We start from the raw sequence: 19121 nt of genomic DNA, 5'->3' as shown, positions 1-19121 counted from the left end.
ACGCATGCCGATCGAGGTTGGCGCCGAGGCGCCGGACTTCCTGCTCAAGGACCAGAACAACCAGGAGGTCCGGCTCTCGGACTTCCGCGGTCGCAAGACCGTCCTGCTGGTCTTCTACCCGCTCGCCTTCACCGGCATTTGCCAGGGTGAACTGTGCGAGGTGCGGGACAACCTCAACGAATACGTCAACGACGACGTCCAGGTGCTGACCATCAGCGTCGACTCGGTCTACGCCCACAAGATCTGGGCCGACCGGGAGGGCTACCAGTTCCCGCTGCTGGCCGACTTCTGGCCGCACGGCGCGGTGGCCCAAGCGTACGGCGTCTTCAACGAGGTCGCCGGCATCGCCAACCGGGGCACCTTCGTCATCGACAAGACCGGCGCGGTCCGCTTCGCCGAGATGAACATGCCCGGCGAGGCGCGCGACCAGCAGGGCTGGCGCAAGGCGCTGGCCGAGGCCGTCGCCGGCTGATCCCACTCCGAACACGTTCGACCGGGCCGGAGGCCGGCAGGTAAGCTTGCCGCTCCGGCCCGCCGTACGGGCGTTCCGGGCGCGTAGCTCAGTGGGAGAGCACTCGCCTTACAAGCGAGGGGTCGCAGGTTCGAAACCTGCCGCGCCCACCACCCACCAGCGCGGAGCGCTTACGAAGGTCGAGAGCTCCGCTGACAGCAACGTCGGTCACGACGGCCGTCGTCAAGCTTGCGGAGCGCTTGGCGTCCGACCAGAACCACCGCGCCCTCCCTGGCCGGTGGTAGATGTCGGGTGGGAGGGCACGAGGTTCTGCCTAAGCCAGGCTCACCGAGTCATCGATCAAAGGCCCTCTGCGAATCTTCCGGGCAGGGGGTGCAAGCTCTGGGATGGCTCGCAGTTCCGCGCTCTCGACCTGCTGGCGAAGGGCAGGGCTGGGCTGCTCCCGGTTACGGTTCGACCTGCGCCGGGATGCGTTTATCCGCAGTCGGAGTCCGATTAGCCAACCAGACGGAGAGCTGCGTTTCAGATATGAGAAGTTCGCCTCACGGAAATCGATGAAGTATCTCATCAGCACTCTCCGATCTTCGGGCCGAACCGCGTGGTTCAACATCAGATCGGTGATTGGCGGAAGCTCGACTTTGCGCAGCAGGAATACCGCCACCATCACATCGGTGAAGGTGTGCCGTCGCGTATTCCTGATGTGAGTTTCGATTACGTGCAGGAGCACTTGAGCGCCACTGCTGAACTCGATATTCTCCCCCAGTAGTTCGTCAACGAGCGAGTCTCTGATGTTCCAGAGCCGGTTACGGTATCTGCTGTGTTGCCAGTTCGAGTACTGGAGGACGAGTCCAAGGGGCAGGAATGCCGCTATAAGCAGTAGCGCAAACATGAGGCTCGACGCTGCGTTCATCGTGACGTCTCCTCGGGGGCGGGGTCTGGCTGATTCATGGAATCGGCCGTAGGCGCCTGTGGCCGGGGCAGGAAGCGGTGTTCAAGCTTGTCGTTTCTTGAGCGCAGGCGGTCGACTTCTCTCTTCCGCTCGTGGCTTCGCCGAGCGGTGATGGCCCAGCCGACTGACAAAAGAATTGAGATGGCGATACTCACGCTGACCGAGGCTGAAAAGTTGGTTTGCTTGCCCGCGATGTTGCGTGAAATCTTCTCGATAGCTGTAAGCGGAACGAACGATGAGATGATCCAAGCTCCCACCCTGAGCCCGTCAATCAATCGAACGACTAATTGGTACTTAAGCCGCATGGCCTCCATCGCCATGTCCTGCTTGGAGGGCTGCGATCTCTGGCGCGTCCGCGGGGTCGTCTTCGAGGCGCGGCGAGGCGACGGAGCTTGGGGCATGAAGCGGAGCGTAGCGGAGGGGTACCCCTTCGCACTTGCCCCGTTCATCAATGTGTCGGGTACCCGACCGTCGCGAGTCTCAACTACGAGGTTCACGTTCCTCGTCCTTGCTCATGTGCCGCTGGCCTCGTCATCAGTAACGAGTTGGGTGTGCCCTCGTGGCGGGAGTGGCCCTTGTCCTCGGTGGAAGCAGAAGGAAAGCCTGGCCAGGTGCGCATAGATGAGAGTAGCGCCATGTGAGGAAGATCCACATCCCCGATCCGGCGCGTCAACTTGACGCTATGGTGAACACGGTTCGGTTGATCTATCGCCCGTTCCTTGGCCGCGCCCGCCAACACCGTGCACGGCCGATAGCGGGGTTCGGCGACGGTTTCCGGGTGGGCACGCAGCACCGCCTCGACGCGCTCGGCCGGCGCTACTGGCGGCGGCGCGCGTCGGCCTCGGCGTCGAGCAGGTCGTTCAGCGCCAGCGCCGAGTTGATCAGTGAGAGGTGGCTGAACGCCTGCGGGTAGTTGCCGATCTGCTCACCGGTCGCGGCGATCTCCTCGGCGTACAGGCCGAGGTGGTTGCTGAAGGTGAACATCTTCTCGAAGGTGAGCCGGGCGTCGTCCAGCCGGCCGGTGCGGGCCAGCGCCTCCACGTACCAGAACGTGCACATGTTGAACGTGCCTTCGTGGCCGGGCAGGCCGTCGGGGGAGTGCACCGGGTCGTAGCGGTGGACCAGGCTGTCGGAGACCAGGTCCCGCTCGATCGAGGCCAGGGTGGACTGCCAGAGGGGGTCGCTGGGCGTGACGAAGCCGACCGCCGGCATGGCCAGCAGCGCGGCGTCCAGCACGCCCTCGTCGTACGCCTGCACGAAGCTGGCGCGATCCCGGTGGTAGCCGCGGGCCATGACCTGGTTGTAGATCCGGTTGCGTTGCTCGACCCAGCAGCTCATGTCGCCGGGCCGGCCGGTGCGGGTGGCGAGGCGGATGGCCCGGTCCAGCGCCACCCAGGACATCACCCGGCCGAACGTGTAGTTGCGGGGGTGGTGGCGGCTCTCCCAGATGCCGGCGTCGGGCTGGTCCCAGTTGTGGCAGAGCCAGTCGACCAGCCGGACGGTGCTCTTCCACACCTGGTGCGACACCCGGATGCCCTGCTCGTCGGCGAGGTGCATGGCGTAGAGCGCCTCGCCGTGGATGTCGAGCTGGAGTTGGTCGGCGGCGCCGTTGCCGATCCGCACCGGGCTGGAGCCGCGGTAGCCCTCCAGGTGGTCGAGCACCTCCTCGTGCAGGTCGGAGGAGCCGTCCACCCGATACATGATCTTCAGCGGGTCCTGGTGGTCGCCGGCCTCGCGGATCCGCTCGTCCAGCCAGTCCATGTAGCTGCTGACCTCCTCGGTGAAGCCGAGGCCGAGCAGCGCGTGGACGGAGAACGAGGTGTCGCGTACCCAGGTGTAGCGGTAGTCCCAGTTGCGGGTCCCGCCGACCAGCTCGGGCAGCGCGGCGGTGGGCGCGGCGATCATCGCGCCGGTCGGCGCGTACGTCATGAGTTTCAGCGTGATCGCCGAGCGTTCCACCATCTCCCGCCACCGGCCGGTGTAGCGGGACCGTTCGACCCAGCGGCGCCAGTAGTCCCGGGTCCACTCGAACATGCCCTGGACCTCTTCCGGCGGGATGACGCGCGGCTCGATGCCGCCCGTCTCCAGCACCACCCCGCCGGTGTCGCCCTCGTTCAGCGTGCCGTAGGCGACCAGGTCGCCGTTGTCCAGGTGGACGTCGCCGGTCTCGGAGATGAGCCGCCGCACCGGGTCGACCGGGTGGAAGGTGAGCGCCGCCGACCGGGCGCGGAAGACGTACCCGTTGCGGTGGCGCTCCAGCTTGTGCTCCTGCCGGGCGTAGTCGAACCGGGGCCGGCACTCCACCCGGAAGCGCATGCTGCCGCGCACCATGTTGACCATGCGGACCAGGCGGTGCGAGTCGGTGACCCGCTCGCCGGTGACCGGCATGAAGTCCATCACCTCGGCGACGCCGTCGGCGCTGATGAACCGGGTGATCAGGATCGGCGTGCCGGGCAGGTAGAGCTGCTTGGTCACGTACCGTACCTCGTGCGGCGCGATGCGGAAGTAGCCGCCCTTCTCCCGGTCCAGCAGCGCGGCGAAGATGCTCGGCGAGTCGAAGCGCGGCGCGCAGAACCAGTCGATCGTCCCGTCGCAGGTCACCAGCGCGGCGGTCTGCAGGTCGCCGATGAGCCCGTGATCCTCGATCGCCGGATAGCTATCCACGTCGCCCCCCGGTGTCAACTGCCTCCTGCGCATCCCAACCTAGGGGAAGAATTGTCGCGTCAGGCCCGATTCGCGGTCAGCCACCCGGCCGCGCGCCCCGCGCGCCGCGCCCACCCGGCGGGTCTCCTCGGCTGACGACAGAATCGCAAATCTCCTTGCTGTTGTGGCAAAATGATGGTATGGACGATGACCTCGACCGGGCCCTCGACGCGGTCGGCCCCCGCCTGCGCGCGCTGCGCCGCGAGCGGGAGACCACGCTCGCCGACCTGTCCGCCGCCACCGGCATCTCGGTGAGCACGCTGTCCCGGCTGGAGTCGGGCGGCCGGCGGCCCACCCTCGAACTGCTGCTCCCGCTGGCCAAGGCGCACGGCGTCACCCTGGACGAGTTGGTCGGCGCGCCGCCCACCGGCGACCCGCGAATCCACCTGCGGCCGGTCGCCGCGCACGGGATGACCATGCTGCCGCTCACCCGACGGCCCGGCGGCATCCAGGCCTACAAGCTGATCATCCCGGCCGGCGGCCGGGCCGAGCCCGAACCGAAGACCCACGAGGGGTACGAGTGGGTCTACGTGCTCAACGGCCGGTTGCGGCTGGTGCTCGGCGAGCACGACCTGGTGCTCGCCCCGGGGGAGGCGGCCGAGTTCGACACCCGGGTGCCGCACTGTTTCGGCCGCGCCGACGCCGACGGGGTGGAGTTCCTCAGCCTCTTCGGCAGCCAGGGCGAACGGGCCCACCTGCGCGCCCGCCCCCGCGAACGGGAGTGATCCTGCACACACCTGGCACACAGCGCCTGCTCAGCTCGGGTTACCGGGGCTGGTTAGGGGTGGGCCCCGCGAAGTCGTCTCCCGGTCACCGGGACGCGGCTTCGTAGTGCTTCACGGTGTCCGTGGAGCCCAGCCGTTCCGACGTTCTCCGGGCCAACCGCAACGGGACGGCTGCACCCCACCGCCCGTCCGGCGCGACCGGCGGGCCAACCCGGAACGGAGTACGCCACGCCATGAGCGTGTCCACGCGGGATCCCGCCGCCCCGGTGGAGCCGGCGGAACCCGCCCCACACGGCCGCCTCGACAGCTACTTCGAAATCACCCGGCGCGGCTCGACCGTGCGACGCGAGGTGCTCGCCGGGCTCGCCATGTTCGCCACGATGGCCTACATCGTGGTGCTGAACCCCCTGATCATCGGCACCGCGCCGGACGCCGACGGCAACCTGCTCGGCATCGCGCCGGTCGCCGGCGTCACCGCCCTGATCACCGGCGTGAGCTGAATACGCCCTCCGGGCTAGATGGGTGCGCTTCGTTCCTCGATGCTCTCGAAGATGTCGGCGTCGGTCTCCTGCTGCCAGCGTGGCAGGTCGGCCCAGTCCGCGACGTACGACGGTTTGGGATTCGGGAAGTGCTTGTGGATCTGACCGATCCAGCACAGCGCGACGAAGCGCCCCTTCTGCTCCCGGTTCAGCAGCCGCGCAGCGCCGTCCGTGGCTGCCAGAAAGGCGACGACCTGCTCGTACACGGCGGCGGCGCTGGCTCGCTCCCAATCGGCCGTCGCCTCCCAGGGCGTGACGTGGCCGGGCTTGGGCTCGCCGGGATGGTGGGCCCGGACCCCGGCGATCCATGCATCCCGGAAGACCTGACCTGCTTCGACGGTCATCTGCCTGCTCCTCATGTTTTCAGCCGGCGACCGGGGTCGTGACAGCGGCGGTGATCTGCTGGGTCAGGTGGCGCACGTGGTGGTCGCCGCCGAACGGTTTCAGCTCCGCCCGCAGGTCCAGGAGCCGCTGTTTGAGTAGGCCGGATCGGCTCTGTCGCTCGGCGTCCAGGGCGGCGGCGCCGAAGTGTACGGCCTGGTAGACGTCGCCACGCTGGACGCCGACCAGCGCGAGATCGGTCATGACGATCCCGCGTCGGCGCACCGACAGGCCCTGGCTGACGGCCTCCATGAGCACAGGCTCGGCGAGGTCTGGCCGTCCCAGTGCTACGTAGCAGCTGCCACGTTCCTCGGTTGTTCGTGACCCGTCGAAGCGCAGCCACCCGCCGTTGTGCACCTCGCCGGTCAACGAGCGGACGGATTCCGCCGAGTCGAGTGCTCGGCGGCATTCGTCAACCTGCCCGAGACGCGCCAGCGCCTGGGCTCGGACCGACTGGACCCATTGCCTGGTGGATAGTTGGCTGTCGCCGTTTGCGGCCAGTCGCGCCGCTGCGTCCAGCATCGCCTTCGCGTCAGAGAACGCCTGCTGATAGAGGCTCAGGTATGCGTACCGGGTCATGGCGCAGGCCCACAGGTCGTACGCCTCGGCGTCGCGGCAGGCGGTCGCGGCGAGGGAGTAGCAGCGAGCGGCCTCGTCATGGTTGCCGGCATCGAAGGCCAGTTCCCCGGTGAGCTGAAGCAGGTCGGCCAGGACGGCGCACAGCCGCTCGTGGATGTCGGGAGCGTTGGACAGCCGCAGCGCGTCAGTCACGATCTCGAGTTGCTGACGGACCATCGGGGCGGCGGCCTGCTTCGACGTTGCTGCGCCGTATGCCTTCCACAGGCGGGCGTTGACCGTCTCGTACTGCCGCACGGCGCCGAGGCCCGGCTGCGCCGATCTGGCCGCCGAGGAGCCGGTGCGTTCCCAATCGATGCTCTGAGCGGCGGATCCGCCCATGAAGGCACCGGCCATCGTGAGAAGGCGCATCAGTTCGCGTCGCGTCACGTCTCCAGTGTCCGCGATCTTCGTCGGCTCCAGCCAGTCCGTGACGGTGCCAAATCCGGGAGGTGTGCCTTCGGTGGCAACCATCGAGGTCGGAAGCTTGAACCACAGCGCGCGGGCCGGGATGCCGAGGGTCTTCGACCAGTGCGCCAGGCGGTCGAGATAGACGATGGGTGGGCCGTTCTCGATGCGGCTGAGTTGCGCCTGTGTGATGCCGAGCCAGCCGGCCACCGTACGCTGCGGCAGCGGTTCGCGGCCGTGGTACGGGTGGTGGCGGTAGGCGCGGATGACCCGGCCGAGGTGTCGTTCGGTCAGGGCTCGCCGGATCGGTTCGTGTTCCCAGAAGCTTGTCGGCACGATCGGCGATGTGACGAGCCGGTCCCGCTGCGCCCTCTGGCAGGCGGCGCAGCGGCCGGTCTCGTTGTCGCGGGCCAGCAGCCCACCGCAGCGTGGGCAGTTGGCGGGCCTTCCCGACAGCCTCGTCATCCGCGGTCGCTCCGTCCGTAGCGCTTCGTCGAGCCTATCCATCCAATCCGCTCCGCGAGGGATCGGTATACATAGCGCGTATATGCGGGTCGCCCCCTTCGACTTCCGCGACGATCGGCGGATGAGTTACGTGGACATGCGCGGCCTGCGGATCTGGTATGAGCAGAGCGGCGCTGGCAAGCCCCTGGTCCTGCTGCACGGCTCCTACGGATCGACCGAGATGTTCGCTCCGACCCGGGCGGCGTTCGCCACCCGCCGCCTGCTGATCGCGGTCGACCTGCCCGGCCACGGCCGCACCGCCGGCGCCGACCGGCCGCTGCGCTTCGAGTCGATGGCCGACGACGTGGCCGCGCTGCTGCGCCACCTCGACCTGCCCGAGGTCGACCTGCTCGGCTACTCGCTCGGCGGCGCGGTGGCCCTGCGTACCGCGATCCAGCATCCCGCGCTGGTCCGCCGCCTGGTCCTGGTCTCCACCCCGTTCCGGCGGCGGGGCTGGCATCCCGACGTGCTGGCCGCGATGTCCGCCCACGACGAACGGGCCGGCGAGCGGATGCGCGGCACCCCACCCCACGAGCGGTACGCGCGGGTCGCGCCCCGCCCGCAGGACTGGCCCGCGCTCTGGGCCCGCAGCGGCGAGCTGCTGCGCCGCGACTACGACTGGTCGGCCGAGGTGGCCGCGCTGCCGATGCCGGTGCTGCTGGTCTTCGCCGACGCCGACGCCATCCCGGTGCGCCACATGGCCGACTTCTTCGGCCTGCTCGGCGGCGGACGCCGGGCCGCCGGCCGTCCCGCGTCCCGGCTGGCCGTGCTGCCCGGCCTGACCCACGACGAGGTGGTCGCGTCGCCCGCCCTGCCGGCGGCGGTGCTGCCGTTCCTCACCCACGTCGCACGCCCCCCCCGGCTGACCGGGACGCCGTCCCAAAACTCGGCCGAGGCGTCGGCGTCAAGGGTGCGTGACACCTAGGCTGGCTATGCCTAGGATATCTAGGTATGGATGTGAGAGGGAACCTCGACCTGCTGCTCCTGGCGGTGCTCGCTGCGGAAGGCCCTGGGCACGGCTACGCCCTGATCGCCGCTCTGCGGGACCGGTCGGAGGGTGTCTTCGACCTGCCGGAAGGCACGGTCTATCCGGCGCTGCACCGGCTGGAGCGAGCGGGTCTGGTGGCCAGCCGATGGGAGCAGGCAACGCCGCGAAAGCGGCGGGTCTATGAGCTGACCAGCGAAGGGCGCCTCGCCCGCGTGAACAAGCAGCGGGAGTGGCGCAGCTTCGTCGACGGTGTGCAGTCGGTCCTCGGGCCGATCACCGCGCGGGGGACGGCATGAGCCCCGCGCGGTCCGGCGAGGGACCGGTCGAGGAGTATCTCGATGAGCTGTTCGACCAACTGGCCGGCACCGGCGCCGCCGGCCGCCGCGTACTCGCCGAAGCCGAGAGTCATCTGCAGGCAGCCGTCGACGACGGGCTCGACCGTGGACTCGCACAGGAGGATGCGGAAGGGGACGCCATACGGCGGTTCGGGCCGCCCGCCGCGCTCGCTCGCCAGGTTCCCGTGCCCACCGGCAGCGCAGGAGCATCCCTACGCCGCCTTGTCGTCGGCGTCTGGGCGGCCGTCGGTGTGACCATGACGTGGTACGGCATCAGCGGCGTGCTCACCTGGTTGCTCGGCTGGCCCTGGGTCCGACTGCTGATCGCCACCGGCCGCTTCGGCGGGCAGCCGAACATGTGCGAACGACCATGGGTGCCCTCGACGCCCGTGGCGGACTGCGCCACCCAGTACCACGACCAGCTCTACCTGATCCCCGTCGGCGCGGACGAAGTGCGGGACCGACTGTTCCTGATCTTCGCCGTCGGCGGTGTCGTGCTGCTCGTCGGGTTGACGATGGTGCGTCGTGCCAGTGCACTCGGCACGCCGGCCTGGACGCCACGCCTGGCGTCGGCCCTCCTCTGCGTCGTGCTCTGCTTCGGACCGGCCGCCCTCGTGCTGCTGTCCTTCGGTGTCCGCGGCGTTCTCACCTCAGCCCAGGACTGGTCACTGAGCTACCTCGTCAGCGGCCTCCTGGCGGCCGGTGTGGCGGTGACCGCGGGCCGACGCATGCGACGGTCACCTACTCCAGCGAACTCCGCGTAACCAAGGGGCGGCCCTATGCCGCCAGCGTGCTGCACCGGCTCGGCGGGGGTGAACCGACCGCTCGGGTGGGGATCTGGCCGCTGACCGGCACGCGCCGGCGAGCGGACGCGCCGGGCGTCCGTCCTTCGTGGTCCGGCCCGAGTCGGAGCCGTCCAGGCGCCAGAACTCCGAGATCGACGACGGGAGGGGTGTCAGAGGTAGCGGCGGTAGCCGGCGGCGGACGGGGTGAAGCCGACGCTCTCGTAGAAGCGGTGCGCCTCGACGCGGCTGCGGCGGGAGAGCAACTGGATCTTGTAGCAGCCGGCGGAGCGCGCCCGGTCCACGGCGGCCCGCATCAACGCGCCGGCCACCCCGCGCCGCCGGGCCGCCCGGTCGACGACCACGTTCTCCACCAGCATGAACGGCCGCGCGCCGTGGGTCAGGTTCGCCACGACCAGGGTGTCCAGCGTGCCGACCGGCCGCGCGCCGAGGTGGGCCAGCAGCAGTTCCCGGCCCGGCTGGGCGTGCAGGTCCCGCCACGCCGCGACGAGCGCCTCCGGGGTGGGGCGATCGTCGGCGGGGGCCAACTGCCACAGCAGGTCGAAGACCTGGTCCACGTCGTCGTCGGGGGTCGCCGCACGGATCGTCAGCTCAGCGGGCACAGTGGCCGAGCCTAATCCGCCGGGCGGTCGACCACGCCCCGCCGGTACGGACCCCAGCCGACGAACCGGTCGAACAGGTCGCGTGGGGTCGGCCCGTCGTGCGGGTCGAGGCCCGTGAGCATCCCTGCCGGCTCGTGGCCGTCATCGACGTGATGGTGCTTCGACGACCTCTCGCCAACCACGCCGGTCTGATGGGCCAGCAGTTGGCACACCTGGTGAAGATGGCCGTGCTGCCGCACGTGCAGATCCTGGTGGTGCCGGAGGAAGCCGGCCTCTACCCTTCCCTTCAGGGCGGCTTCATCCTGGCGAGCCTCACCGACGGGTCGGTGGCCGCATACCTCGACAACCAGATCCGGGCGCAGATGATGCACCAGGTCGAGGACGTCGCTGCCCTGGAAGCGTGCTGGGAGGCGGTGCGCGGGGAAGCCCTGTCCCGCAGGCAGTCCTTCGACCTGATCAAGGAGGCGGCAAGCTCGTGGATCTGACGGGTGCGCGCTGGCGCAAGTCGTCCCGCTCGGGCTCGAACGGCGGTTCGTGCGTCGAGGTGGCGGACGGCCTGCCCGAGATCGTCGGCGTGCGGGACAGCAAGGACCCGTCCGGCCCCGTGCTCGGTTTCGATCCCGCCGCCTGGCGCGCCTTCGTCGCGTACGCGAAGCGGGTTTGACTCACCCGCCCAGCCGGCGGGCCAGCCAGGGCAGCAGCGCGTCGCCCTGGCGGCGCTGGAACGCCCGCACGGTGGGGATGCCGGGCGGCGGTGGCTGCCGGGCGGCGTCGAGGAAGAAGCCGGTGAAGCCGGTCAGCGCGCCGGTCACGTCGGCCGGATTCACGTGCGCGGTGAGCGGCCGGGTGGCCAGCAGCGCGTCCAGGTCGTGGCCGCCGTACACCTGCACGTTGATCACGGTGAGCAGGGTGTCCAGCCAGGCCGGCCCGCGGCAGGCCCAAGGCCAGTCGACCACGGTGACCGTACCGTCCGGGCCGAGCAGCAGGTTGTCGGCGCGGACGTCGAGGTGGCAGAGCGTGTCGCCGGCCAGGGCGGCGCGGCCCCGGTCGGCGGCGGCGCACAGCTCACCCAGGTGGTCCCGGGCCCACGGGTCGAGGTCGGCCGGCGGGTCCTCGGCGATCCGCCGCCAGCCGTCGAAGTCGGACGCGAGCGCCTCGGCCGCCGTGGTGGTCGCGACAGCGGGGGCCGGGGTGAGCGTGGTGGCCAGCATCTCCAGGGTGGACAGCACGGCGCTCAACTCGGCGGCGTGCCACGGGGTGGCCGGGTGCCGCCCCTCGACGTCGGCGTAGACCAGGGCGATCCATTCACCGTCGTCCTTGCTGCCGAGCAGCCGAGGTGTCGGCGCGGTCGCGGGCAGGGCGGCGGCGATCCGCGCCTCGGCCCGGTGCATGGCCGGGCTGCGGTCGTTCTGCGCCGGGCTGACCGCCTTGACGAACGCCCGGCCGCCGCGGGCGGTGCGGACCCGGTCGGCGGTGCCGGGGGAGAACCCGCCCGGCTGCGACTCGGCCGCCACCACCCGGTCGCCGAGGATACTCTCCACCGCGGCACGCACGCGGACCGGCAGATCGTCCCAGGTGATCCGGGTCTTCGTCGGGCTGCTCATGGTTCCACCGTGCGCGTCGCCTTCCCTCCCGGCAACCGAGTAAGGAGGGCCCCTGTTAACGCCTCGATGTTAAGAGGGGGCCCCTCCTATACAAAATGCGTTAACAGGGGGCCCCTCCTTCGGGATCGGGTGGTTTGTGCCCCGGTCTCCCGTCTGGTTGGTGGCGCGGTGCTCCGACCGGGTTACCCCACCCCGAACCGCGGGAACGCTGGCCCGGACGCCCCGGGAAGGAGCATCGGATGCCCGACGGCACCGGACTGACCATCGGCGTGCTCGGCTCGTACGGCGGTCGCAACCTCGGCGACGAGGCGATCCTCACCGGCCTCCTGGCCGATCTGCGCCAGCACGAGCCGAACGCGCGGATCATCGTGTTCTCCCGCAACCCGGCGCACACCGCGCTGGCCCACCCCGAGGTCGAGGCGGTGCCGTGGGAGGGTGTCAGCCGGGTCGACGCCTCCCAGGTGCTCAACCAGCTCGACCTGCTCGTCCTCGGCGGCGGCGGGATCCTCTACGACAAGGAGGCCCGGCGCTACCTGCGCGTGGTCCGGGTCGCCCAGGAACGGGGCCTGCCGCTGCTCACCTACGCGGTCGGGGTCGGCCCGCTCACCGACGGGGTGGACACCGGCATGGTCCGGGAGACGCTCGCGCAGGCCATCGAGGTGACCGTCCGCGACCAGGAGTCCCGGATGGTGCTGGAGGAGGCCGGTCTGGTCAACCCGATCACCGTCACCGGGGACCCGGCGTTCCTGCTGGAGCCGGAGGAGTTCCCCGCGCAGTGGCTGCGCGAGGAGGGCGTACCGGCCGGTTCCCGGCTGGTCGGGTTGAGCGTGCGCGAACCGGGCCGGGCCGCGGAACGCCTCGACGTCGACGGCTACCACCGGCTGCTCGCCCAGATCGGTGACTTCCTGGTGCACCGCATCGACGCGCACGTGCTCTTCGTGCCGATGGAGCGCGACGACATCCGGCACTCGCACGGGGTGCTGTCGCACATGATCGCCGCCGACCGGGGCCGGATCCTGCACGGCGACTACCGGCCGGCGCAGATCCTCGGCCTGATGCGCCACTTCGACCTCGCGGTCGGCATGCGACTGCACTTCCTGATCTTCGCCGCCATGATGAACACACCGTTCCTGCCGCTGCCGTACGCCGGCAAGGTGTTCGACCTGGCCCAGCGACTCGGCGTGCCGGCGCTGCGCGGCGTGGAGCGGGAGGTGGAGGGCCCGCTGCTGGCCGAGGTGGACCGGCTGTGGGACGAGCGATCGGCCCGGGCCGACGAGACCGCCCGCCGGGTGGCGGAGGTCTGCGACCAGGCGCGCGGCACCTCGCAGGTGACCCGCAGCGTGCTGGACAGCATCCGGGCCCGGGCGCTGGCCCCGGTGGCCTGAGCCGGCGCGCTCAGACCGCCGGGCCGCGCCAGGTGTAGACCCACTCGTGGTCCGGCCGGTCACCCGACTCCAGCTCGTAGATCTGCGCCTCCGCCAGCCCGCCCGGCCCGAGGTGGTGGTGGGTCAGCGGCGGGCGGCCGTTGCTGTCCAGCTCGACCGTGACGCGGTCACCGTCGGCCGCGCCGCCCACCAGGGGGATCTGCACCGTGGAAGCCATGCGCCCATCCTGCCCCGACCGGCGGGCGCGCGCAGCGGATAACGGGGCAGCGGGCCGCCCTCGCCGGCGACTAGGGTCCGGGAATGACGACCCCGACGATCGACCCGACACTCGGTCCGGTCCTCGCCCGCACGGGCGACGAGCGGGCGATCCTCGACGCGTTCCTCGACTTCCACCGCGCCACCGTGCTGCGCAAGGCGCGCGGCCTCACCGACGCCGACGCCGCCCGGCGTCTGGTGCCCTCGCTGACCACCCTGGCCGGGCTGCTCAAACACCTCACCGTGGTCGAGGCCAACTGGTTCGCCCGGCTGTTCGCACCCGAGCCGGGCGACGGCTACCTCACCTCCCAGGCCGACGCCGACGCCAGCCACACGCTCGGCCCCGACGACACGCTCGCCGGGCTCGCCACGGCCTACGAGGCGGCCTGCGCCCGTTCCCGGGCCATCGCCGCCCGCTTCGACCTCGACCACGTGGTGCCGCACCCGCAGCTCGGTGAGGTGTCGCTGCGCTGGGTGCTGGTGCACCTGATCGAGGAGACCGCCCGGCACGCCGGGCACGCCGACATCCTGCGCGAGCTGACCGACGGCGAGACCGGCGCGATCTGAGTCTCAGACGCGGGGAAGCAGCCCGTCCGGATACTCCATTCCGTCGTGGGCGCAGGCGGCGGCGGCCACCCGGGCGGCGTACCGGGCCGCCTCCGGCGGGGTGGCCCCGTGCAGCCGGGCGGCGATCAGGCCGGCGGCGAACGCGTCCCCGGCGCCGTTGGTGTCCACCACCGGCGACGGCGGGGCGGCGGCGGGCACGTGCGCCGGCGGTGCGTCCGCGGTGTGCAGCGTCGCGCCGGCCGCCCCGCCGGTGACCAGCACCGTGCGTGGCGCCAGCGCGGTCGCCACCGCGCCGGCCCGCTCGCCCAGCCGCACGTCGCTGACGAACACCAGGTCGGCGGCCTCGGCGAACGGGCGGTGGTAGTCGTTCTCGCCGTCCCAGTCGTGCAGGTCGGTGGAGAGCGACGCCGCGCCGCGCAGCACCGGCAGCGCATTCCGCGCCCAATCCATGATCGACACGTGCGCGTGGGCCGCCTCGGCGACCAGCGCGGCCAACTCGGCGTCGGCGAACGGCGCCGGACCGGACCAGGGACGAGGGTCGTAGAGCGACATCCGGCGGCCGGCCGGGTCGACCAGGTTCACCGAGCGCCGGGTGCCGGCGGGCGCGTCGACGAGCACGGTCCGCACCGAGGTACGCGCGAGCGCCGCCCGCACCACGTCGCCGGCCGGGTCGGCGCCCAGCACGTCGACGAGCGTCACCCGCAGGCCGAGCGCGTGCGCGGCCAGCGCCACCCCGGCGCCGGTGTTGCCGATCCGCAGCTCGACCGGGGGCACGGTCAGCGAGTCGGCGGCCGGCAGCGGCAGCGCGGGCACCCGGGCGCGGACGTCCACGCCCAGCCCGCCGAGCACGAGAAGGTCGACCATGGCGCCGACGATAACCGCGCCCGGCCGCCTATCCTGGCCCCGGGCGTCGTCGAGGGGGAAAGCGCGTGCTGGTGATCCACGGGCTGTGGCTGCCCGGTGCCGGGCTCGCGCTGTGGGCCGAGGACAGCACGCTGCCCGCCCGGGCGCCGCGCCGGCCCGGTCGTGCCCCACGGGAACGGCCGCATCCCTTCGCCGCCGACCACGCCACGCTGGCCGCCGCGCTCGACGGCACCCCCGGCACGCCGGTCTCGGTGCTGCTCGGGCTGCCCACCCGGGCCGGTTCACCGGTGGACTCCCCGGAGCTGGTCCGGGCCACCGTCGCGGACCCGGCCCGTGGCCCGCTCAGCCGCGCCGGCTGGCGGGTTCCCGCCCTGGCGTACCCGCCGGACGACGCCTACGCGCTGCTGCGCGCCGCCCCGCCCGACCCGGTCGGGGCGAGCCTGCGGCACCTCGCCGAGCTGGCCGACTTCGCCGCCGACCTGGTCGCGCGTGGCCGCCTCCTCCCCAGCTGTAAGGAGGGGCCCCCGGTTAACGCCTCCGGTAGAGAAGGGGCCCCCTCTCACCGGCCGGCCCGATCGAGGCGCGGTGTGCGGGCGGTGGGAGAGGGCGACGTCGGGATTGCCCAAGCGCTTTGGCGACCGCTGCTCACCGGCACTGACGCGGCCTGGGCCCGTGACCTGGCGATGGCGCTGCCCCCGGCGGCCCGCGCCGCCCGCGAGTGGCAGCCGGTGACCGGCCCGCTCGACCCGGCCGGCCGGCCCGAGGTGCAACGGCTCGACGCGACCGGCGGGGCCGGCGCGACCGGGCGGAGCGGCGGGGTCGGCGCGACCGACGGGACCGGCCGGAGCGGCGCGACCGGCCGGGTCGCGGTCGCCGGCGGGGACGGTCGCTCCGACTGGGCCGGGCGGGCGGGGGACGCAGGGGCGGGTGAGCTGGTCGCGGACGCGCTGGACGCGCTCGTCGATGCCGCCGCCCGGGTGGCCCTGGCCGACACCCGAGTGCACCGGGGGATGCGGCCCGGCGGGGCGGTGCCGGGCTGGCTGGCCGCGCTCACCGGCCCGGACCGCACCTTCCCCGCCGAGCCGGCGGCGCTGGCGACGCTGCGCACCGAGTTGGACGCCTGGCAACGCGACGCCGCCGGCGGGACCGTACGCGCCACGTTCCGCCTGGTCGAGCCGCCCACCGACCCGGTCGCCGAGCTGGTCGAGGGCGGCACCTGGCGGGTGGAGTTCGGGCTGCACCCGGCCGACGAGCCGGGGTTGGTGGTCGACGCCGGGCAGATCTGGCAGCGGCCCGCACCCGCGCTCGCCGCCCGTGGCGTGGACCCGCAGGAGACGCTGCTGGCCGAGCTGGGCCGGGCGAGCCGGCTCTGGCCCGAGGTGGACGCGGCGCTGCGGACCGCCGCGCCCGAGGGGATGGAGCTGGACGCCGACGGCGCGCACCGGTTCCTGCGCGAAGGCGCGCCGGTGCTGCACGCGGCCGGCTTCGGGGTGCTGCTGCCGTCCTGGTGGCGACGTTCCTCGTCCCGCCTGGGCGCCCGGCTGCGCGCCCGCAGCCGCACCGCGCCGGGCGCGGTCGCCGCCACCGCCGGCGGGCTGGGGCTGGACGCGCTCGTCGACTACCGCTGGGAGGTGGCCCTCGGTGACCAGCCGCTGACCGCCGAGGAACTGGCCGCGCTGGCCGACCTGAAGTCGCCGCTGGTGCGGCTGCGCGGCCGGTGGGTGGAGCTGGACCCGCAGCGGCTGGAGGCCGGGCTGCGGCTGCTCCGCTCCTCGGGTGAGCTGAGCGTGGCCAACCTGCTGCGGATGGGGCTCTCCGGCGGGGACCGCGGCGACGAGTTGCCGGTGCTGGACGTGGTCGCCGACGGGGCGCTCGGCGAGCTGCTGGCCGGTGACGCGGAACGGCGCCTCACCCCGGCGGACCCGCCACCGGGCTTCGTCGGGACGCTGCGGCCGTACCAGCGGCGCGGGCTGGCCTGGCTGGCCTTCCTCCAGTCGCTGGGGCTGGGCGGGATCCTCGCCGACGACATGGGGCTGGGCAAGACCGTGCAACTGCTCGCGCTGCTCGCCGGCGACCCGCCGGAGGCCGGGCCGACGTTGCTGGTCTGTCCGATGTCGCTGGTCGGCAACTGGCAGCGGGAGGCCGCCACGTTCGCGCCCGGCCTGCGCGTACACGTGCATCACGGCGCCGAGCGCGCCCGGGGCGAGGGTTTCGCCGCGGCCGTGCGCGCGGCGGACCTCGTGCTGACCACCTACTCGGTGGCCGCCCGCGACGCCTTCGAGCTGGCCGGCGTCGACTGGCACCGGGTGGTGGTCGACGAGGCGCAGGCGATCAAGAACGCCGCGACCAGGCAGGCCGAGGCGGTCCGGTCGCTGCCCGCGCGGCACCGGGTCGCGGTCACGGGTACGCCGGTGGAGAACCGCCTCGCCGACCTCTGGTCGATCATGCAGTTCGCCAACCCGGGACTGCTCGGCCCGGCCGCCACCTTCCGCAAGCGGTTCGCCGAGCCGATCGAGCGCCACGGTGACGCCGAGGTGGCCGAGCGGTTGCGCCGGATCACCGGCCCGTTCGTGCTGCGCCGGCTCAAGACCGACCCGTCGATCATCACCGACCTGCCGGAGAAACTGGAGATGGAGGTGCTCTGCAACCTCACCGCCGAGCAGGCCGCCCTCTACCGGGCCGTGGTCGACGACATGATGACGAAGATCGAGTCCAGCGACGGGATCGAACGCCGAGGGCTGGTGCTGGCCACCATGACCCGGCTCAAGCAGGTCTGCAACCATCCCGCGCACCTGCTGCACGACGGCTCCGCCCTGGCCGGCCGTTCGGGCAAGCTGGAACGCCTCGACGAGATCGTCGACGAGGTGCTCGGCGCGGGGGAGAAGGCGCTGCTCTTCACCCAGTACGCCGAGTTCGGCGGGATGCTGCGCGGGCACCTGTCGGCGCGTACCGGCCGGGAGGTGCTGTTGCTGCACGGCGGCCTGGGCAAGGCGGAGCGGGACGCGATGGTGACCCGGTTCCAGACCCCGGACGGCCCGCCGCTGTTCGTGCTCTCGCTCAAGGCCGGCGGCACCGGGCTCACCCTCACCGCGGCCAACCACGTCGTGCACGTGGACCGGTGGTGGAACCCGGCGGTCGAGGACCAGGCCACCGACCGGGCGTTCCGCATCGGCCAGCGCCGGCGGGTGCAGGTACGCAAGTTCGTCTGCGCCGGCACCGTGGAGGAGAAGGTGGCCGCGATGATCGCCGACAAGCGGAACCTGGCCCGTTCGGTGGTGGGCAGCGACGAGCAGTGGGTGACCGAGCTGTCCACCGACACGCTGCGCGAGCTGTTCACGTTGGAGGCCGGGGCGGTGGTCGAGTGAGCACGGGTTTCGACGACTACGGGCCGCCGCGTCGCGTCGAGGGCGGGTTGCGGGCGCGCAGCACCCGGGGCGCGATCGGGCGGTCCTGGTGGTCCCGGCGCTTCCTGGAGGTGCTGGAGTCGTTCGCGCTCGGCTCCCGGCTCACCCGTGGCCGGGCGTACGCACGCCGGGGTCAGGTGCTCCGGCTGGACGTCGCACCCGGTCTCGTCACCGCCGAGGTGCAGGGATCCCGGCCGCGTCCGTACCCGGTGCGGATCGGGCTGACGGCGTATCCGGAGAAGGTGTGGCGGCGGGTCGAGGCGGAGTTGGCCGGGCAGGCGTTCTTCAGCGCCCGGCTGCTCGCCGGTGACCTGCCGGCCGAGTTGGAGGAGTTGTTCGTCGCGGCGGGCGCGCCGCTGTTCCCGGCCGAGGTCGGCGAGTTGGCGCAGCGGTGCGGCTGCCCCGACTTCGCGGTGCCGTGCAAGCATCTGGCGGCCACGTTCTACCTGCTCGCCGAGGCGTTCGACGCCGACCCGTTCCAGTTGCTGCACTGGCGTGGACGGTCCCGGGGTGACCTGCTCGACCGGTTGCGTACCCTGCGCGGCGCCCGAGCCGGTCAGGCGGCGGCGGTCGACGTCCGGGCCGGTGCGGCGGATCCGGCTGGGCGGGGTGGTGAAGCGCTGCGCCCGACCGTGGCGCCCGGGCCGGCGGCGGCCGGTGCCGGGCCGGCGGCGGTCGGTGCCGGGCCGGCGGCGGTCGGGTCCCGGCCCGGGGCGGCCGGTGCTACGGCCGCGGTGACCGGGCCGGTGGACCCGCCGGCCGGGAGACCGGCGTCGGTGACCGGCGCGGCGCGGGCGCTGACCGGGTTGCCGGCGGTCGAGCCGGCGGAGGAACTTGACCGGTTCTGGCTCCCGCCGGTGGCGCTGCCCGATCGACCACCCACCCTGGACACCGGGCCGGAGCTGCTGCTGCGGCAACTCGGCCCGCCCGCCCCCGAGATCGGTGGCCCCGGCCTGACCGAACGTCTCCGCCGCGCCTACCGGGCCTTCGGTCATGGACCGAACGGTTAAAAGGGGGC

Annotated in this window: 20 protein-coding genes, 1 tRNA gene and 1 pseudogene; 13 read left to right on the top strand and 9 right to left on the bottom strand. The window is 72.1% G+C overall.

Annotation, left to right across the window (positions count from 1 at the left end):
• Positions 1-4 precede the first annotated feature (4 nt).
• The gene (locus AB0H28_RS12080; protein ID WP_358037608.1) at positions 5-472 is read left to right on the top strand and encodes a peroxiredoxin; all 468 of its coding nucleotides are present in this window, start codon (positions 5-7) and stop codon (positions 470-472) included.
• 77 nt (positions 473-549) lie between these two features.
• Positions 550-624: transfer RNA gene (locus tag AB0H28_RS12075), tRNA-Val, on the top strand.
• Positions 625-785: 161 nt separating this feature from the next.
• Here the strand turns inward: AB0H28_RS12075 and AB0H28_RS12070 are convergent.
• From AB0H28_RS12070 to AB0H28_RS12060, 3 genes are all read right to left on the bottom strand, one after another.
• The gene (locus AB0H28_RS12070) at positions 786-1382 is read right to left on the bottom strand and encodes a hypothetical protein (RefSeq protein ID WP_358037605.1); all 597 of its coding nucleotides are present in this window, start codon (positions 1380-1382) and stop codon (positions 786-788) included.
• Positions 1379-1735 carry a hypothetical protein gene (locus AB0H28_RS12065; RefSeq protein WP_358037602.1) on the bottom strand — a complete coding sequence of 119 codons (357 nt, stop codon included), beginning with the start codon at positions 1733-1735 and terminating at the stop codon, positions 1379-1381. The genes AB0H28_RS12070 and AB0H28_RS12065 overlap by 4 nt, the downstream gene beginning before the upstream one ends.
• Positions 1736-2237: 502 nt before the next feature.
• Positions 2238-4085, bottom strand: coding sequence for a glycoside hydrolase family 15 protein (locus AB0H28_RS12060; protein WP_358037599.1), 1848 nt, complete (start codon positions 4083-4085; stop codon positions 2238-2240).
• Positions 4086-4264: 179 nt separating this feature from the next.
• Between AB0H28_RS12060 and AB0H28_RS12055 the strand changes: the two genes are divergently transcribed.
• Positions 4265-4849: an XRE family transcriptional regulator gene (locus tag AB0H28_RS12055; protein ID WP_358037596.1), complete on the top strand. Its 585-nt coding sequence runs from the start codon at positions 4265-4267 to the stop codon at positions 4847-4849.
• Between the two features lie 233 nt (positions 4850-5082).
• Positions 5083-5349, top strand: a complete 267-nt coding sequence (locus AB0H28_RS12050; RefSeq protein ID WP_358037593.1) for a hypothetical protein — start codon at positions 5083-5085, stop codon at positions 5347-5349.
• A 14-nt stretch (positions 5350-5363) separates the two neighbouring features.
• On the opposite strand, the gene AB0H28_RS12045 is transcribed toward AB0H28_RS12050, so the two are convergent.
• Both AB0H28_RS12045 and AB0H28_RS12040 read right to left on the bottom strand, forming a co-directional pair.
• Positions 5364-5732 (bottom strand): hypothetical protein, encoded by a 369-nt coding sequence (locus AB0H28_RS12045; protein ID WP_358037590.1) that lies wholly within the window; start codon positions 5730-5732, stop codon positions 5364-5366.
• 19 nt (positions 5733-5751) lie between these two features.
• Positions 5752-7257, bottom strand: coding sequence for a transcriptional regulator (locus AB0H28_RS12040; RefSeq protein ID WP_358037587.1), 1506 nt, complete (start codon positions 7255-7257; stop codon positions 5752-5754).
• A 121-nt stretch (positions 7258-7378) separates the two neighbouring features.
• On the opposite strand from AB0H28_RS12040, the pseudogene AB0H28_RS12035 reads away from it, so the two are divergent.
• The 3 genes and pseudogenes from AB0H28_RS12035 to AB0H28_RS12025 form a co-directional block, all read left to right on the top strand.
• Positions 7379-8155, top strand: a pseudogene (locus tag AB0H28_RS12035) (alpha/beta fold hydrolase); the annotation flags it as partial.
• Between the two features lie 92 nt (positions 8156-8247).
• Positions 8248-8580, top strand: a complete 333-nt coding sequence (locus tag AB0H28_RS12030; protein WP_358037584.1) for a helix-turn-helix transcriptional regulator — start codon at positions 8248-8250, stop codon at positions 8578-8580.
• Positions 8577-9383, top strand: a complete 807-nt coding sequence (locus AB0H28_RS12025) for a permease prefix domain 1-containing protein (protein WP_358037581.1) — start codon at positions 8577-8579, stop codon at positions 9381-9383. The genes AB0H28_RS12030 and AB0H28_RS12025 overlap by 4 nt, the downstream gene beginning before the upstream one ends.
• 191 nt (positions 9384-9574) lie before the next feature.
• Here AB0H28_RS12025 and AB0H28_RS12020 read toward each other — a convergent pair whose 3' ends face one another.
• The gene (locus AB0H28_RS12020) at positions 9575-10024 is read right to left on the bottom strand and encodes a GNAT family N-acetyltransferase (protein WP_358037578.1); all 450 of its coding nucleotides are present in this window, start codon (positions 10022-10024) and stop codon (positions 9575-9577) included.
• A 98-nt stretch (positions 10025-10122) separates the two neighbouring features.
• Here AB0H28_RS12020 and AB0H28_RS12015 point away from each other — a divergent pair, with 98 nt between their 5' ends.
• The gene (locus tag AB0H28_RS12015) at positions 10123-10509 is read left to right on the top strand and encodes a Scr1 family TA system antitoxin-like transcriptional regulator (RefSeq protein WP_358037575.1); all 387 of its coding nucleotides are present in this window, start codon (positions 10123-10125) and stop codon (positions 10507-10509) included.
• The gene (locus tag AB0H28_RS12010; protein WP_358037574.1) at positions 10500-10688 is read left to right on the top strand and encodes a DUF397 domain-containing protein; all 189 of its coding nucleotides are present in this window, start codon (positions 10500-10502) and stop codon (positions 10686-10688) included. The genes AB0H28_RS12015 and AB0H28_RS12010 overlap by 10 nt, the downstream gene beginning before the upstream one ends.
• A gap of 1 nt (position 10689) precedes the next feature.
• On the opposite strand, the gene AB0H28_RS12005 is transcribed toward AB0H28_RS12010, so the two are convergent.
• Complete coding sequence (locus AB0H28_RS12005) at positions 10690-11628, bottom strand: phosphotransferase (RefSeq protein WP_358037571.1); 939 nt, start codon at positions 11626-11628, stop codon at positions 10690-10692.
• A 239-nt stretch (positions 11629-11867) separates the two neighbouring features.
• Here AB0H28_RS12005 and AB0H28_RS12000 point away from each other — a divergent pair, with 239 nt between their 5' ends.
• The gene (locus tag AB0H28_RS12000) at positions 11868-13013 is read left to right on the top strand and encodes a polysaccharide pyruvyl transferase family protein (protein WP_358037569.1); all 1146 of its coding nucleotides are present in this window, start codon (positions 11868-11870) and stop codon (positions 13011-13013) included.
• 10 nt (positions 13014-13023) lie between these two features.
• Here AB0H28_RS12000 and AB0H28_RS11995 read toward each other — a convergent pair whose 3' ends face one another.
• Positions 13024-13230: a hypothetical protein gene (locus AB0H28_RS11995; protein WP_358037567.1), complete on the bottom strand. Its 207-nt coding sequence runs from the start codon at positions 13228-13230 to the stop codon at positions 13024-13026.
• 83 nt (positions 13231-13313) lie between these two features.
• Between AB0H28_RS11995 and AB0H28_RS11990 the strand changes: the two genes are divergently transcribed.
• Complete coding sequence (locus AB0H28_RS11990) at positions 13314-13835, top strand: DinB family protein (RefSeq protein ID WP_358037564.1); 522 nt, start codon at positions 13314-13316, stop codon at positions 13833-13835.
• A 3-nt stretch (positions 13836-13838) separates the two neighbouring features.
• On the opposite strand, the gene AB0H28_RS11985 is transcribed toward AB0H28_RS11990, so the two are convergent.
• Positions 13839-14699, bottom strand: coding sequence for a carbohydrate kinase family protein (locus AB0H28_RS11985; protein ID WP_358037562.1), 861 nt, complete (start codon positions 14697-14699; stop codon positions 13839-13841).
• Positions 14700-14764: 65 nt separating this feature from the next.
• Here AB0H28_RS11985 and AB0H28_RS11980 point away from each other — a divergent pair, with 65 nt between their 5' ends.
• Together AB0H28_RS11980 and AB0H28_RS11975 are read left to right on the top strand one after the other, a co-directional pair.
• Positions 14765-18064: a DEAD/DEAH box helicase gene (locus AB0H28_RS11980; protein ID WP_358037559.1), complete on the top strand. Its 3300-nt coding sequence runs from the start codon at positions 14765-14767 to the stop codon at positions 18062-18064.
• The gene (locus AB0H28_RS11975) at positions 18061-19113 is read left to right on the top strand and encodes an SWIM zinc finger family protein (RefSeq protein ID WP_358037556.1); all 1053 of its coding nucleotides are present in this window, start codon (positions 18061-18063) and stop codon (positions 19111-19113) included. Before AB0H28_RS11980 ends, AB0H28_RS11975 begins: the two co-directional genes overlap by 4 nt.
• Positions 19114-19121: the final 8 nt, after the last annotated feature.

Source organism: Micromonospora sp. NPDC050980 (assembly GCF_040653835.1).
Lineage (GTDB): Bacteria > Actinomycetota > Actinomycetes > Mycobacteriales > Micromonosporaceae > Micromonospora.
The sequence above is the reverse complement of the archived record's forward strand: the minus strand, read 5'-3'. Positions and strand labels throughout refer to the sequence as shown.